Origin of the sequence: Gordoniibacillus kamchatkensis, from assembly GCF_000829455.1 — a bacterium.
GTDB lineage: Bacteria > Bacillota > Bacilli > Paenibacillales > NBRC-103111 > Gordoniibacillus > Gordoniibacillus kamchatkensis.
Map to the genome: position 1 here is coordinate 36,291 of NZ_JXAK01000019.1, position 15,624 is coordinate 51,914.

Consider the following 15,624-nt stretch of genomic DNA (forward strand, 5'->3'; position numbering starts at 1 on the left):
GATGAAGCATGCCGGCAATCGCAATCAAAACAAGCTCCAAGCGGCGCCAAGAGGCCGCCGTGCAGTGGACGTTGATCACCTTGTTGGCGGTCGGCTCGCTGGTCATGATCGTCCCGCTCATCTGGATGATCAGCACCAGCTTCGACTGGGCGGCGCGGCTGGAGCTCGGCTTCCCGCCGAGATTTTGGCCGCTCGATCCGTCCTTGAAAAACTACCGGGCAGCCTTTACGAACGTGCCGATGCTGAAATATATCGGCAATTCGCTGTTGGTCGCCGCCGGTGTTATCGTCGTCAGCATTTTCTCCGCCCTGCTGTCCGGCTACGCCCTGTCCAAAATCCGGTTCCGGGGCTCGAATCTGGTGCTGATGCTCGCGCTCAGCACGATGATGATTCCGTTCGAAATGACGATGATTCCGCAATATTTGCTGTTCAGCAAGCTGAATCTCATCGATACGTACTGGGTATTTTATTTGCCGGCGCTAAACTACGCGTTCGGCACGTTTCTGGCGAAAGCCTTCATCGACCAGCTGCCGTCCAGCTTGCGGGAGGCGGCGGTCATCGACGGCGCCGGCGAATTTACCGCATTCGGGAAAATATATTTGCCTCTGTGCGCGCCGATCGTCGCCACGATGGTCATTCTGCTGTTCATCGGCGTCTGGAACGAGCTGCTCTGGCCGCTGCTGGCGCTGAAGTCGTCGGCCAAATACACGATCCAGCTCGGCCTGGCGATGTTTACGTACAACAGCGGCATCAACAAGCTCCCGTCGATCATTATGGCGGCAACGACGGTAAGTCTCTTGCCCGTAGTTATCGTTTACTTGTTCTTACAAAGATACATTATCGAAAGTATTGCTTTGACCGGCATCAAGCAGTAAGCGCGGTGTTGCGGCAAAGCGGGGGGTGACCGGCCAAATAAGGAAGGCTTTGTAAGCGAGACATGAATGGAGTAAGCAAACGTTCGACCGAATGCAAGGAAGTCAATCCGAAGGGAGCTCGTATGAATGAAAAAAACGCTTCTCGTCTCGATTTCACTCATCATGACGTTGACTATCGCCGCTTGTTCGTCGTCCACATCCGTGGAAGGAGAGCCGACCAAACCGATTGCCAAAAAATCCGATATGACCGGCACGGTCAGGGTCGCCTTGGCCGGCTGGCAGCTCGACAACGGCATCGATGCCCAGACGGGCGCCGAAAGCATCGGCCTGAACCAGTTTCTGAAAGAAACGTTCAATAAGATGTACCCGAACATCAAGCTGGAAATTTACCAGATACCTTGGGAGAACGCGAGAGCGAAGCAATATGCGATGCTGCTGTCCAAAGACGTAGATATTTTGTACACGGGCGGAGCGTTTGCATCCCAATGGTATCAGGAAGGATTGCTGCGCAACATCGACGACTTGATCAAGGCCGATTCCAGCTTCGACCCGGGCATTTATTTGGATGGCATTTGGAACAACTCCTACAGCACGAAGTCGCTCGACAAAACGCATCAATACGGCCTTCCGGCCATACTCGGCAGGCGGATGACGATTTACGACAAGAAGCTGTTTGACGATTGGGGAGTTCCGCCCCTCAGCAGCAAAGCGACGCCGGAAGAAATTATGAATGCGGCGATGAAAATGACGGGCAAAAATCCGAAAACCGGAGAGCAAAACTACGGCATTTATTGGAGCGGCAACTCGCTGAACGGCTCGACCATCGTCGGCCTTGCGCTTGCTTTCGGCGCCAAAGGCGCGGAAGGGAGCCTAAGCGACATGAAAAACATCAAATGGCAGCTGAACAGTCCGGAAATGGTGAAAGTGCTGGAATGGCTGAAAAAAATGGCTCCTTACGCGCCTCCGGGATTCGTAAACGGACAAGGGGCGGAAAGCTTCGGCGTCGCCAAAAACGTGATTGCGATCGGACTCGATCAATCCGGCGGGGCAACGATGAGCGATTTCCGGGTCAACAAAGATAAAGCGAACTTGGATCGTTTCGTCCCGGCTATGAATGTGGGGCCGAAGGGCGAAACCTGGGTAGCCGTCGACCCGTTCGTCATGGCGAAAGACGTGAAGGACCAAAAGGCGGCGTGGGAAGTCATGAAGTTTTTGGCCGGGCCGGAAACCCAGAAGCACAACTACAAATATTTCGCTTCCACGCCGACGCTCAAAAATCCGGATTTCATTACCGCCGAAGACAAGTTTGTGAAGGAAGCGCTGAAAATCGCCGACGTCGCGCACTCCGAGCTGCTGGACGAAGCGAATCCGTTCTATATGAGCGACATCGTGCCGGCCATCAACGGCTTCGTCAGCCAAGCGGCCAAAGGCAACGCGCCGGATGCGAAGGCGTTCCTCGACGACCTGCAAAAGCGGGCCGAAGCATGGTCGAAAAACTTGAAATAGGCTCGCCGTCAAGCGGGGCGTGACGAATGGTCGCGCCCCCTGCCTTGATCGCGCTGAGTAGGGGGCGCGCCGTCGAATTGTGTACGAATAGCGCGAAAACTTTTCGTTGTATATGAAAGGGCTACCATTTATAATGAACGCAACGCAACACTTCATTCATCCATTGGAGAAACGAAGTTCGACATCAGGGGGTGACTGCCGTTGCAGCATAAGCGCACCGGCGATTTGAAGCTGATGCAGGAGCTCAACCGTTCGATCATTCTGAATATGATCCGCGAATACGGGCCGATTTCACGCAGCGATATTGCCAAAAGAAAGCAAATCAGCCCGACGACTGTCGCCTCGGCCGTTAAAGAGCTGATCCAGGCGGGGCTCGTGTGCGAGGACGGGGCAGGCGCCTCGAACGGAGGCCGAAAGCCGATCATGCTGCGAATTTCGCCCGAAAACCGGTTCCTGATCGGCGTCTCCGTTACGAATTACACGATTACGGTAGCCGAAATCAATCTGGAAGCGAACATCCGGAAAACACATACCGTGGACGTTGCCGCCGATCCGGCGCATGGCGAACAGATCGTGCAGCTGCTGCTCGATTCCATTGCCGCCTTCATTGCCCAAATACCGTACATGGACCGGTGCATCGGCATTTCCATCAGCGTGCCGGGCATCGTGGACAACTACCGGGGCATCGTCTACTACAATTCCAAGCTCAATTGGCACAACGTCGCGCTCAAAGATATTATCGAAAACTCCTTCCAACTAAAGACGTGGATCGAGAACGACATGAACGCGATGGTGCTGGCCGAAAAAAAATTCGGACAGTACAGCAAGTTCCGCAATTTGCTTTATGTGCACGCGGGCGGCGGCATCGGCGCCGGAATTGTAGTCAATGACGAGATTTTGCGCGGAGCCAGGGGAGGCGCGGGGGAATTCGGCCATACAAGCGTCGATCGAAACGGAATCCGCTGCGAATGCGGCAACGTCGGATGCCTGGAAACCTGTGTCAATTGGGACGCGGTGCGCGCCAAGCTGCAAGCGGCAGCGGCTTCCGACCGGTCGAGCGCGCTGTGGTCGCTTACGAACGGAAAGCTTGCCGACATTCGTCCGTCCGATTTTAGCGCCGCGCTGAACGTGGGCGATCCGGCGGCGATGACGGTTATGAACGAGACGCTGGAATATTTGGGCGCAGGCATTGTCAATATGGTCAACTTGTTCAACCCGGACGTCGTCATCCTTGGCGGCAAGTTGCTGTACGGCAATGACGTCATGATTGACAGCATCAAATCGTATGTGCGCGAACGAGCGCTGCAATTTTCCATACAATCTATGGAAGTGCACCCCAGCTCGCTCGGAGACAATGCCGAGCTGATCGGGGCGGCGTCGATTTTGCTGCAGGACGTATTCCGGTTTTCGCTCACATAGCCGGACCAATATTCGTAGCGGGAGGTGGGATATGGGCGAATTACCGCTTTTACATCGAAGGCACGGCGCTTAACGGAAGAATGGCTTATCATTACCGACTTGAGCAAAGGGGAGACTGGCATGTTTCACGTTTTGGTCCTTGGGGCCGGAAGTATGGGAAGCACGCACGCCGCCGCTTATGCGGACATGGACAACGTGCGTTTGGCAGGTATTGTGGACGTTCCGACGGAAAAGAATGCCGCCCTGCCCGGCGGCTCGGCACGACCTTGTTCGCCACGTATGACGAAGCAATGCAAAGTCTGGAGCAAGTCGATATTGTGGACATATGCCTGCCTACATACTTGCATAAAACGTATGTGATGAAGGCGGCCGACGACGGCAAGCATGTCATTTGCGAGAAACCGATCGCCCGCCATTTGGACGACGCCAAGGAAATGATCGAATATTGCAAAGCCAGAAACGTCAGGCTGTTCATCGGGCAGGTGCTGCGTTTTTTCCCCGAATACCGGGAAGCCAAGCGCCAGCTCGACCAAGGCGCAATCGGCACCCCTGCAATCGTGCGCACGACTCGCGCCAGCGCCTTTCCGCAAGCTTCGAACCATTGGTATGCCGATTTCGAGAAAAGCGGCGGCGTTATCCTCGATATGATTGTCCACGACTTCGATTTTTTGCGCTGGTGCTTCGGCGAAGTGGAAAGAGTGTACGCCAAAGGAATGCTCGGCCGGGGCTTTTACGCGCTCGATTATGCGCTGGTCACGCTGCGCTTCGCGAGCGGGGTCATTGCCCATGTGGAAGGAAGCTGGGCGCACGATTCGTTCCGGATGAAATTCGAAATCGCCGGCAAGACGGGCATTCTCGATTACGACAGCGCCCGAGACCAACCGCTCGTCGCCGTCAGCCGCGGGCCGAAGAGCGAATTCGGCGGCGTGGCCGTTCCGGAAAGCCCGCTGAAGCGCAATCCGTATTTCGTGGAGCTGCAACATTTCCTTTCGTGTATTGAACAGAACGCCGAGCCGCTCGTTACCGCGGGCGATGCTTACGAAGCGCTCAGGATCGCACTTGCGGCCATCGACAGCATCCGGACCGGGCAGCCGGTCACGCTGCGTTAAGTCAGCTCCAGCTAAGCGAGAAGAAGGAGGACCAATCGTATGAAAGTCGGAATCATCAGTTTCGCTCATATGCATGCCTATTCGTATGCTCACGCGCTCAAACGTATCGCTGGAGTCGAGCTGGCCGGCATTGCTGACGACAACGAGGAACGCGGACGCAAATATGCGGACGTGTTCGGGACCGTATACGTCGGAAATTATGAGGAGCTTCTCAAGCTGGACATCGACGCCGTTGTCGTTACTTCCGAGAACGCCAAACATCGCGAGCATGTCGTGGCCGCCGCCAAAGCCGGGAAGCACGTGCTGTGCGAGAAGCCGCTCGCGACGACCGTGAAGGACGGGCAAGAGATGATCGACGCTTGCCGCGAAAACGGCGTGCTGCTGCAAACGGCGTTTCCCGTCCGTTTCCATCCGGCCGTCATACGCGCCAAACAGCTCATCGGCGAAGGCAAAATCGGCCGCGTCCTGGCGATCAAAGGGACGAATCACGGGCAAAATCCGGGCGGCTGGTTCGTCGATCCCGCTCTTTCCGGAGGCGGCGCCGTATTCGACCATACGGTCCATGTCGTCGACCTGATGCGCTGGTTCATGTCGTCCGAAGTCAAGGAAGTGTATGCCGAAGCCGACAATCTCATTTCGGATACGCCTATCGACGATTGCGGCATCTTGTCGCTGGAGTTCGAGAACGGCGTCTTTGCGACGCTCGACTGCAGCTGGTCCCGCAACAAAACGTTCCCGACTTGGGGCGACGTGACGATGGAAATCGTCGGCACCGCCGGCACCATTTCGCTCGACGCGTTCAATCAAAAAATCAATCTCTACAGCGACGAGAAGGGGCATAAATATCAATATTGGGGCGACGACATGGACGAGGGTCTCGTTGCGGATTTTATCGGCAGCGTCCGCAGCGGGAAGAAAGAGGCGTTCATTACCGGCGAAGACGGGCTTAGGGCAGTGGAAGTCGCACTGGCCGCGTACCAGGCAGCCGAGCAGCATGCCCCGGTTATGATCCGATCCTAATGGAGGGAGAAAGCGGTTATGTTAAAAGCGATCAATCAATGGGGTTTTCCCGAGTCGACGTCGCTGGAGCAAGTGTTCGAGCATTGTCAGGCAGCCGGCTACGACGCCGTCGAGCTTAACTTGAACCCGGACGGAGGCGTCGGGCTGACGCTGAACACAACGGCGGCGGAAGCCGAACAGATCGCCCGCCTTGCCGGGAAGTACGGCATCCGGCTGCGCAGCTTGTCGACAGGGCTGCTCTGGGGGGCGCCGCTGTCGTCGCAGGACGAAGCGAAGCGGGAGCAAGGCCGTCGTATCGTAGCGAAGCAATTGGAGCTGGCCAGCATTATGGGAATGGATACTGTTCTTGTCGTCCCGGGCGTTGTCAATGCGGAGACGACGTATGAAGACTGCTACCGGAGAAGCCAGGAAGAGATCGGTAAGCTGGTGCCTCAAGCGGAGCAGCTGCAAGTGGCGATCGGCATCGAGAACGTTTGGAACAAATTTCTGCTGTCGCCGCTGGAGATGGCGCGCTATATCGACGAGTTCGGCTCAGCGTACGTTGGCGCTTATTTCGATATCGGCAACGTGCTGCAATTCGGCTATCCGGAGCACTGGATCCGTACGCTGGGCGGGCGTATCAAGAAGGTACACGTCAAAGATTTCAATACGAAGGTCGGAAACATTAACGGCTTCGTGCCGCTGTTGTCCGGGGAAGTCAACTGGCCGGCAGTCGTCGCCGCTTTGCGCGACATCGGCTACAGCGATACCGTAACGGCCGAGCTGAGCCCTTATGCGAAGGCTCCGTTGCAAATGGTGTACGATACGGCCCGCCATCTTCAGGTCATTACCGAGCTAGGCTAAACAAAAACGGGAGGCTGCATAGCATGACGATAAGAATCGGATTCGTGGGAGTTGGCGGTATCGCCTCCGTCCATTTGAAAAACTTGAGCCAGAACGAGAACGTGAAGCTGGCGGCTCTATGCGATATCGCGGAGGAAACCGTCCGCCGCAAGGCCGGCGAATATGGCGCCAACGCCTATACTAACGCCGACGAAATGCTGGAGCGAGAACAGCTGGATGCGCTGTTTCTCTGCGTGCCTCCGTTCGCGCACGGCGACCTGGAAGAGAAAGCCGCCGACAGGGGGCTGCATCTGTTCGTGGAAAAGCCGCTCGGGCTCGACATGGACACCGTGCGCCGCAAAGCGGAAGCGATTCGCAAGGCTGGCATAGTGAACGGCAGCGGCTACTGCTTGCGCTATTTGGATACGGTCGCGAAGGCGAAGCAGTATTTGCAGGACAAAGAAATCGCCATGGTGCGCGCGCACTACATTACTTCCTTCGTCCAGACGCCTTGGTGGAGGGACGCCGCTAAATCCGGCGGACAGCTGGTCGAGCAATCGACACATACCGTCGACTTGGTCCGCTATTTGGCGGGGGACGTCACGAAGCTGTATGCCGGCATGGAGCTGCGGGTGATGCAGGATATTCCCGGCGTGAACATTCCCGATGTCGGCACCGTCAGCCTCACGTTTGCGTCGGGGGCGATCGGGCATGTCGACACGTCCTTCACGCAGCACGATCACCGGTCGGGCGTGGAAATATTGGGCCGCGATTTTCGCGTCGTCATCGACGGCACGCAATTATCGATCGTAGAGCGGGATAAAACCGTTACCTACACAAGCAAGGTGGATTTTTACCGCGAACAGGACAACGCCTTCGTCGAAGCGCTTAAGAGCGGCCGCCCCGAGCTTATTTTGTCGCCGTACGAAGACGCGATGAAAACGCTGGAAGTTACTCTTGCCGCTAACGATTCCGCCCGGACGGGGCTGCCTGTCACGCTGTAGGCAAGCTTTGCGCAAAACGTGAAAAAGGACTATCCCGGAAAGCCATATGGCCGGGATAGTCCTTTTTTGGCGAAAAGCAGGGAAGAGGCGCGTCAATCTTGAAATGACAGGACAACCGGCTTCACTTCGCTCCGCAGCTGCCGGTACGCGTGCTCGATCGCAGAGCGGTACGAATCGAATTCGTTCAACGTGGCCGTAACATATACGTGGATATCGCCGTTTGCGGCTTCCCGCAAGGACTCCGGGTCGGATGCCGGCTCCGCGTGCAGCCCGTGCAGGAGGGCGGCGCGGCGTACTTGTTCCGCGAGCTCCCCGGCGCCGTAAACAATGAAGCGCTGCGCCCCGGCGGCCTTCAGTCTGCACATCATATCGAAGATGAGCGCGGCTCTGCCGTACTGGTCCTGCTCCCGCAACCGCATTCTGTACAACGAGTACGGCTCTTTTTGCGTCAGCAAGCCTTGCGGCCAGAAAGCGTTGAACAGGGACGGCCCGTAATTGCAGACGTCCAGAAAATGCGCCGCTCCCCGGCTAAACCACTTGTCGTCCACCGGTTCGCAAATGCGCGCGATCTGGGTGCCGCAAAAGTTGTCCTGATGCGTGAGCGAGCCGAGCATTTCCGCCTCGGCCGGAGTCGGCATATCGATCGCGCGATGAAGCGGAAGCGACCATTCACGGCGATGCGCAGCGGGATCCGGGATGCAATCCGGCTTCACCTGCGCAATAAAAGCGTAAAGCGATTGGAACGTCAGCATCCCAAGCTGGCACGCTTCTTTAGCCTTGAAATCCTCTTCGTTAAGATGCAGGCCTGCGCAAACAGGCGTGACGGTACGATCGTCGCCGCGCACGTATTTCATTGCCGATCCGTCGCGCCCCATCATCAGTTCCTCTACAAACCCCGGACTTCTTGCCATTCGCTTGGCAATATCCCCAGTCGGTCCGGGGCTGCCGATATAACACCGTATGTCCATGCCTTGCAGGCGAAGATCGGCCAGCCGTTCGGTGCCCGCCGCCAGCAGGTGCACCATCCGCACGGGAAGCCCCGCCAGCTTCGCGGCCTTTTGCAGCGAATGCTGAATCGTGCCGTTGAAGCCGATGTCAAGCGTCACGATGGTTGCGTCGGCCCCGCACGAATGCTGCAAATATTCGGCTAACAGCGCGCGCTGGGCTTCGATCGCTGACATGATTTTGCCCGTCACCGGTTCGCTCAATAAGTATTGCCGGAGCTTGTCGGCGACCGCAACGCCCCGCTCATCCAGTTGCGCCTTGCAGTCCCGGATGCTTTGCCCGGCAACGTCATGAAACGGTCCGATTTCGTCCTCAATTTGCAGGATTTCGAATATATCTTTCACTTTCACCCACAGCTGCGACAGTAAATAATCAAGCTCAGCTGCGCCAAATTGCTGCAGGGAAGGGAGGTAGGCCGCCTGACGGGAGATCGAGATCGGATACACCCGGATATCCAGCCCGCGCCTGGCAATGACACGGCGAAGCAGCGGGGCCAGGATGTGCGCCTCTCTCATCAGCGGGTGAACGGCCGAATAGCCTTCCTCCACACACGTATCGACCGCCCACTCGCATAGCGCATTCAAGAAAGGACCGACAATTTCCGCACCGAACCGGTAAAAGGCCGCAGCTCTTTCATCGAGCGCGCCGGCCGGCAGCGTGCAGGATGCAAGCTTGCGCAGCGATTTCATTTCCGGCAAAACGACACCGTGGCGCACCGCTTCCCAATGATAGGGAGAGTCGAACGTCTCGGGAATCGCACCGTAATGAACCGCATATATGCCGCGCCGGGCCGCCCCCGCGACGTCCGCGTCCCAGTTATCCCCGATATGTACGATTTGATGCGGCTGAATGCCGGGAAATGCTTGCAGCAGCTTGTCAAACAGCCCGCCGTCAACTTTGCTGCAGCCGTGTTCGGAAGAAACGAGCAGCAGATCGGTCCACTCGGGTTCCAGCCCGGCGGCGGCCAGCAGCCCGGTCATTTGCGCAGACGACAAGTACATATCGGAGACGAGGGCAATTTGTTGCCCGGCCGCCCTGCAATGACGCAGCAGCGATAAAATGTTCGGATTCAAATAAACGGTTTCATTTTCCGCCTCAAGTTCGAGCAGACGCACCTTTTCCCGATCCAGCAGCGAGGCCGGCAGCTCCTCGTAAATGTCCCGCAGCGTAACTTCCTTATGGCCGCTTGCCGCTTCTGCTTTCCTTCTCGCGGATCGTTCGGCAGCGATGCGCAAGGAGCGAAACTCTGTTTCGCTAAGCGGCTTATACAGCGCATGAAGCTTCCGCGCTTTGGCGGCGGTTTTTTCGAAAATGTCGGCAGGCTCGCCGCAAGCCCGCAGCAGAACGGTGTCAAAAATATCGAACGACACGACGCGATACGAATCCAATACTGGCTGCAGCGGACTTAAAAAACGGTCATATTTCCAGAGTTCCGTCTGATCGTACAAAATATTAGTCATTGGATACGCCTCCACATGCAACGTCACGCATACCATTAGTATAGCACAAGCGGGCACCGTGTCTTTATTGACGACGAGTTCTCAGGCTGCCCGAGAAAGTGGGGCTTGCCTGAAGCTCCCAAGTTGCGGCCCGCGAAAATCGACACCATGCAGCCGCGAAAATAGCGATAATAGCTCGCGAATGGACGAAACATACGATTTGCATCGGGAAATGTTTCATTTTGCCGTTTATTCTAATGATGACACAGAGACTTTAGATTCATTTCAAACGGAAATTTCTAATGCTATCGTAAAAATGAGGTAAATGAGGCGTACGCATCATGTATCGCCGTCACCATTCTTCTTACGTCATACAACGAGAGGGAGAACTGTTATGTATTCTTTATTGATCGTAGACGATGAGAAATGGGTGCGCCAGGGCTTACGTTCGACCATCGATTGGGAGGCGGAGCAAATTGAAGTGCTGGGCGAAGCGCAAGACGGTGAAGAAGCTTTGGAATTAATCCGGGAGCGCCCGCCCGACATTATCATCACCGATATCAAAATGCCTCACATGGATGGGCTGGCTTTGATCGAAGAGGTGAAAAACAGCAATTTGCCGTCAAAAATCATTATTGTCAGCGGCTACAGCGATTTCAGTTCGGCCCAGAAAGCGATAAGGTACGGAGCAGCCGATTATGTGCTGAAGCCGATCGAGGAAACGCAAGTGTTGAGCGTCGTGCGCCGCTGCGTCGAACAGATCAATCGCGAACAGCAACACCGCCGCGATCTTGTCCGCTTGTCGGAATGCATCCGCGAAAGCTTGCCCTTGGCCCGGCAGCGTTACGTCGAGATGCTGCTTACATACGACTCCGCGTCGTTTCCGAATTGGCGCAGCATGTGGAACAGGCTCGATATTCGTTTGGATCCGGAGCGGCTGCGGGTCATGGGCGTGAAAGTGCTGGATTGGGGAACGAGCGCTGACGACGCGAAGGGACAGCTGCTGTTGCGCTATGCGCTTGGCAATATGGCCGAGGAGTTCGGAGCGGCAATAGGGAAGACGATGACTTGCCCTTTGGACCGTCAGGAAGACGCCGATCTTGCCATTTTGCAGTCGCCGTTTGCTGATGACGACGGAGAGACCAAGCGCTCCATGGAAGCTTTGATCGAAGCAAGCCGCCGCTATTTGGGCATTCGCATCAATATCGGCATCAGCCGCATCAGGGACGCCACGAAGCTGCACGCCTCGTTTCAAGAGGCTGTCTATGCCGGCGCCTATGCGTTCTATGACGGTTACGGACAAGCATACGAGGCTGCGCGGCTCGTGAAGGCGCCTCTCGCTTCGACGCAGCCATATAAAGGACCGAACAACGGATGGGACAGCCGTTTCGCCCATGCCGTCAAATTAGGCAAAGAAGACGCGATCGCCGAGTTGATTCAAGAGCTTGCCCGCCATCTGCAAGCGAGCCGCCAAAGCTGCGCCCCTTACGAGCTGCGCAAAGGTTTGCAAGCGTTGCTTCAGAACGTTGCCGGCAAGTTGGAAGCGAACCAGGCCGAATCTTCCAACAGAAAAAAGCTCTCCTTTCCTTATTGCACGCTGTCCGAACTGGAAGACGTATTGTGGACAGCTGTCCGCCAATTCCAGCAAACGGGCGGCATTCCAGGCAACCGCAAAAGGTTTATCGAGCAGGCGCTGTCGTATTTGGCAGAGCATTACGCGGAGGATATTTCCATGAACCTCGTAGCGAAGCAGCAGTATTTGAACCCGTCCTACTTCAGCAAAATATTCCACGAGGAGACCGGCGAAACGTTCAGCAAATACGTCATCCGGCTGCGAATGGAGAAGGCGAAACAGCTGCTTAAAGATTCCTCGCTCAAAATTTACGAAGTAGCGCAGCAGGTCGGCTACCACGATTTCCGGCATTTTATTAAGCTGTTTAAAGACTATGAGGGGCTAACTCCGGCCCAGTACCGGGATTCCGGCCTCATGTAACCGCCTGGCCAGGGAGGGGGAGGATGCTTGAATCTTCATGCGCATTTGAAATGGCGTTCCGTTGGCTACAAATTATTTGTGCTTTATTTTGTCAGCATCTCCATTTCCATTATGATCATGGGGTACCTCTCATATAATAAAGCGAACGACATTATCCGCTCCAAAGTATCGCAGGTCGCGTTGCAAACCGTGCAGCAAGCCGACCGCAGGCTCGACCTTCTGATGAACGAGTACGCCAACCGCTCCTTGCTCGTATTCGGCTACAAGGAAATCCAGAAAGGCATTCTCGGCGAATACCGGGAGAGCTACGAACAAACTTACAATAACCAGCAAATTTCCAAATTTTTATCGAATCTGGTCAACGTGAAGAACGATACGCTCAATATTTACATTTTCGGCGAAGGCTCATCCTCGTACCGGTACAACTCCAACGGCTTTGCCGAGCTGCCGCCGGCAAGCAAAGACGATCAGGAGCAGGAATGGTATAAACAAATAATAGCAGCGAACGGTCAGGTTGTGTGGTACGGCATACGGCCGCCTTTCCCTACGAAATTCAATACGACCGGCGACAAACCGGTATTTTGCCTCGGCCGGGCGATCAAAAACCTGGACAGCAAAAATGAAATTATCGGCGTACTGCTCATGGAGTTTGATCCCGAACCGATCCAAACGTTTTTGTCCGAAGTCAATATCCATACGAACAGCTCTACGCTTATCGTCGACCGCAACAACACGGTCGTCGCCGACGCCGCAGGTTCGGGGCTTATGCAGCCGTCGGGGCTTAAGCTTCCCGCCGAAGCGCACGGCGTCATTACCAGCATGTTGAACGGCAAAGAAACGATGGCCGTCTATGCCAGTACGGAAATGACCGACTGGAAGCTGGTTGGCATGGCGCCGATTAAAGACCTGATCCGCGACTCTAGCGAAATCGAGTACTACACCCTCTATCTCGTTATCGGCTTTACCGTAGTCGCTATCGTGTTTGCGCTGATCGTCGCCAAGCAAATGCACAGGCCGGTCAGCACGTTGCTGCGCTCGATGCGCAGGGCGCGGGATGGCGACTTTGACGTCCAGATTGCGGAAGCGCGCAGCGACGAATTCGGCATGCTGTACCACAGCTTCAATATGATGGTCACGCGAATCAAAAGCTTGATCGACGAAGTGTACATTCAAAAGCTGTTAAAAAAAGAAACGCAGCTCAAAATGATGGCGTCGCAAATCAATGCCCATTTTTTGTACAATACGCTCGATTCGATTCATTGGATATCGCGCATTTACAAAGTGGACGAGATCAGCACCATGATTTTCGGCTTGTCCAAATATCTTCGCATCAGCTTAAGCGAGGGGAAAGATTTTGTAACGGTTGCAGAATGCGTGGAGCTCCTTGAGAGCTATTTATCCATACAAAAGGTGCGATATCAAGATAAATTCACGGTCAACATGACGGTCGAACCGGAGATTTTGCATTTCCAGGTGCTCAAATTCGTATTCCAGCCGCTGGTCGAAAATGCGATTTACCACGGCTTGGAAAACAAAAGAGGGGAGGGCCGGCTCGATATCCGCTTTCGAAGCGACGGGCACATTTTGCATTTTGAAGTGGAAGACGATGGCGTCGGGATCGAACCCGGCAAACTGGCCGAGCTTGTGGAAGTGCTTGGAAGCGATGAAGCGGCTGGAGAACATCATTTTGCCCTGAAAAATATTCAGACCCAAATCAAATTGGCGTACGGAAAAGAGTATGGCCTTCGCATCGACAGCAAGCCCGAAGCAGGTACGAAGGTAACGCTGACTATCCCGTTGAGATAACCGGAGACCGAGAACGCTCCCGTTCCCGGTCGTCCAAACACCCACCGAAGCGCGGGTGGTTTCTTCCTCCGCAAAACAACCAAAATAACACACAAAAAACAAAAGTTCCCTCGTTACGAGAACGGTTTGTAAGCGCCTACAATAAAAGCAAGCTCGTAAACGAGTACTCAGGAGGAGGTTAAACAATGAATGAACAAAAAAGACAAACACGTTCGCGAAGCAAAAAACTGGTTACGCTGCCTTTAACCGCAACGCTCGCCATGGCGTTTACGCTGGCCGGCTGCGGCGGTTCGCAGGGCACCACGGCTCCCGCCGCCGGCGGCGACAGCAAAGGAACGACTCCCGCGCCTGCGGATACGGCCAAAGCCGGTGCTTCCAGCGGAAGCGCACCGGTGACGATCGATTTCTGGTTCCCTTGGGGCGGCGATTATCAGAAAGATTTCAAAGCTACCGTCGTCGATCCGTTCGAGAAAAAGTTCCCCAATATCAAAGTGAAAATGACATTCGTCGAGACCACCGGCCAAACGCAGGCTTCCGATAAATTGCTGACCGCGATCGCAGGCGGCAACCCGCCGGACGTCGCTTTGTTCGACCGGTTTCTGATCGGATCCTGGGCGGCGAAAGGTTCCCTCACGGACCTGACTCCTTACGTACAGGCCAGCGGCATCAAACCGGATGATTATTATAAAGGACTATGGGCCGAAGCGGTTTATAAAGATAAAGTGTACTGCCTGCCTTGGGGTACGGACAACCGGGCGATGTATTACAATAAAACGCTCATGAAGGAAGCGGGGCTCGATCCGGACAAACCGCCGAAGACGCTGCAAGAATTGGACCAAATGGCGGAGAAAATATACAAGAAGGGCGGCAACGGCAAATATTCGCAAGTCGGTTTCATCCCGTGGATGAACCAAGGCTTCCTCTATACGCAAGCTTGGAACTGGGGCGGCAAATGGGAGGACGGCAACGGCAAATTGACGCCGAACGACCCGCAAAACGTCAAAGCGCTCGCCTGGATGGCCGACTATGCCAAAAAATACGACATTTCGAATTTGACGAGCTTCTCCGACGCCATGGGCCAAACCGGCATGAACCCGTTCTGGACGGGCAAAGTCGGCTTCGTGTTCGACGGCAACTGGATCCTGAACGATTTGGCGAAATATAAGCCGAACTTTGATTGGGGCGTCGCTCCGATGCCCGCTGCCGAAGGCTACAAGTCGGTCACCTGGGCCGGCGGCTGGTCGTACGTCATCCCGAAAGGCGCCAAGCATGAGAAGGAAGCTTGGGAGTTCGTTAAATTCGTAGCTCATAAAGAAGGCACGCTGCTGTGGGCGAAACGTCCGAATGCGGGCAACGATATTACAGCGATGCCGGCGGTTAACGACGAGCTGAAGCTGTCGAACAATCCGAACTTGAAAGTGTTCCTCGATCTGATGCCGACGGCTTTCACAAGACCGGTTACGCCGGTAGGCAGCTTGCTCTGGAACGAAACGATGCGGGTGCAAGATTTGGCTATTCATGGCAAAGGAGACGCTCAGGCGCTCCTTGACGAAGTGAAAAAGAATGTGGATGCGGAGCTGGCGAAAATCGGCAACTGATCCCGAGGCACACACCGATTCGGAAAAG

General features: G+C 55.3%; 10 protein-coding genes and 1 pseudogene. 10 read left to right on the forward strand and 1 reads right to left on the reverse strand.

Features of this window, described 5'->3' with window-relative positions; all coding sequences use genetic code 11:
• Positions 1-8: 8 nt before the first annotated feature.
• The 7 genes and pseudogenes from SD70_RS12505 (at position 9) to SD70_RS12535 (ending at position 7,755) form a co-directional block, all read left to right on the forward strand.
• A complete protein-coding gene (locus SD70_RS12505) occupies positions 9-875 on the forward strand; it encodes a carbohydrate ABC transporter permease (protein ID WP_041047902.1) in 867 nt (288 codons plus the stop codon).
• A gap of 126 nt (positions 876-1,001) precedes the next feature.
• Positions 1,002-2,381 (forward strand): ABC transporter substrate-binding protein, encoded by a 1,380-nt coding sequence (locus SD70_RS12510; protein WP_041047903.1) that lies wholly within the window; start codon positions 1,002-1,004, stop codon positions 2,379-2,381.
• A 201-nt stretch (positions 2,382-2,582) separates the two neighbouring features.
• Positions 2,583-3,800: an ROK family transcriptional regulator gene (locus tag SD70_RS12515; RefSeq protein WP_231571179.1), complete on the forward strand. Its 1,218-nt coding sequence runs from the start codon at positions 2,583-2,585 to the stop codon at positions 3,798-3,800.
• 120 nt (positions 3,801-3,920) lie between these two features.
• Positions 3,921-4,909: pseudogene (locus tag SD70_RS12520) on the forward strand (Gfo/Idh/MocA family protein).
• Between the two features lie 39 nt (positions 4,910-4,948).
• Positions 4,949-5,929: a Gfo/Idh/MocA family protein gene (locus tag SD70_RS12525; protein ID WP_041047904.1), complete on the forward strand. Its 981-nt coding sequence runs from the start codon at positions 4,949-4,951 to the stop codon at positions 5,927-5,929.
• Positions 5,930-5,947: 18 nt separating this feature from the next.
• Positions 5,948-6,772, forward strand: a complete 825-nt coding sequence (locus SD70_RS12530; RefSeq protein WP_041047905.1) for a sugar phosphate isomerase/epimerase family protein — start codon at positions 5,948-5,950, stop codon at positions 6,770-6,772.
• Positions 6,773-6,795: 23 nt separating this feature from the next.
• Positions 6,796-7,755, forward strand: a complete 960-nt coding sequence (locus SD70_RS12535) for a Gfo/Idh/MocA family protein (protein WP_041047906.1) — start codon at positions 6,796-6,798, stop codon at positions 7,753-7,755.
• A gap of 92 nt (positions 7,756-7,847) precedes the next feature.
• On the opposite strand, the gene SD70_RS12540 is transcribed toward SD70_RS12535, so the two are convergent.
• Positions 7,848-10,220: an HAD family hydrolase gene (locus SD70_RS12540; RefSeq protein WP_041047907.1), complete on the reverse strand. Its 2,373-nt coding sequence runs from the start codon at positions 10,218-10,220 to the stop codon at positions 7,848-7,850.
• A gap of 373 nt (positions 10,221-10,593) precedes the next feature.
• Here SD70_RS12540 and SD70_RS12545 point away from each other — a divergent pair, with 373 nt between their 5' ends.
• From SD70_RS12545 to SD70_RS12555, 3 genes are all read left to right on the forward strand, one after another.
• Positions 10,594-12,192: a response regulator transcription factor gene (locus SD70_RS12545; RefSeq protein WP_041047908.1), complete on the forward strand. Its 1,599-nt coding sequence runs from the start codon at positions 10,594-10,596 to the stop codon at positions 12,190-12,192.
• Positions 12,193-12,219: 27 nt separating this feature from the next.
• Entirely contained in the window at positions 12,220-13,998 is a 1,779-nt protein-coding gene (locus SD70_RS12550; protein WP_041047909.1) for a cache domain-containing sensor histidine kinase, read from the forward strand.
• 185 nt (positions 13,999-14,183) lie between these two features.
• A complete protein-coding gene (locus tag SD70_RS12555; protein ID WP_041047910.1) occupies positions 14,184-15,596 on the forward strand; it encodes an ABC transporter substrate-binding protein in 1,413 nt (470 codons plus the stop codon).
• The last annotated feature ends 28 nt before the right edge of the window (positions 15,597-15,624 follow it).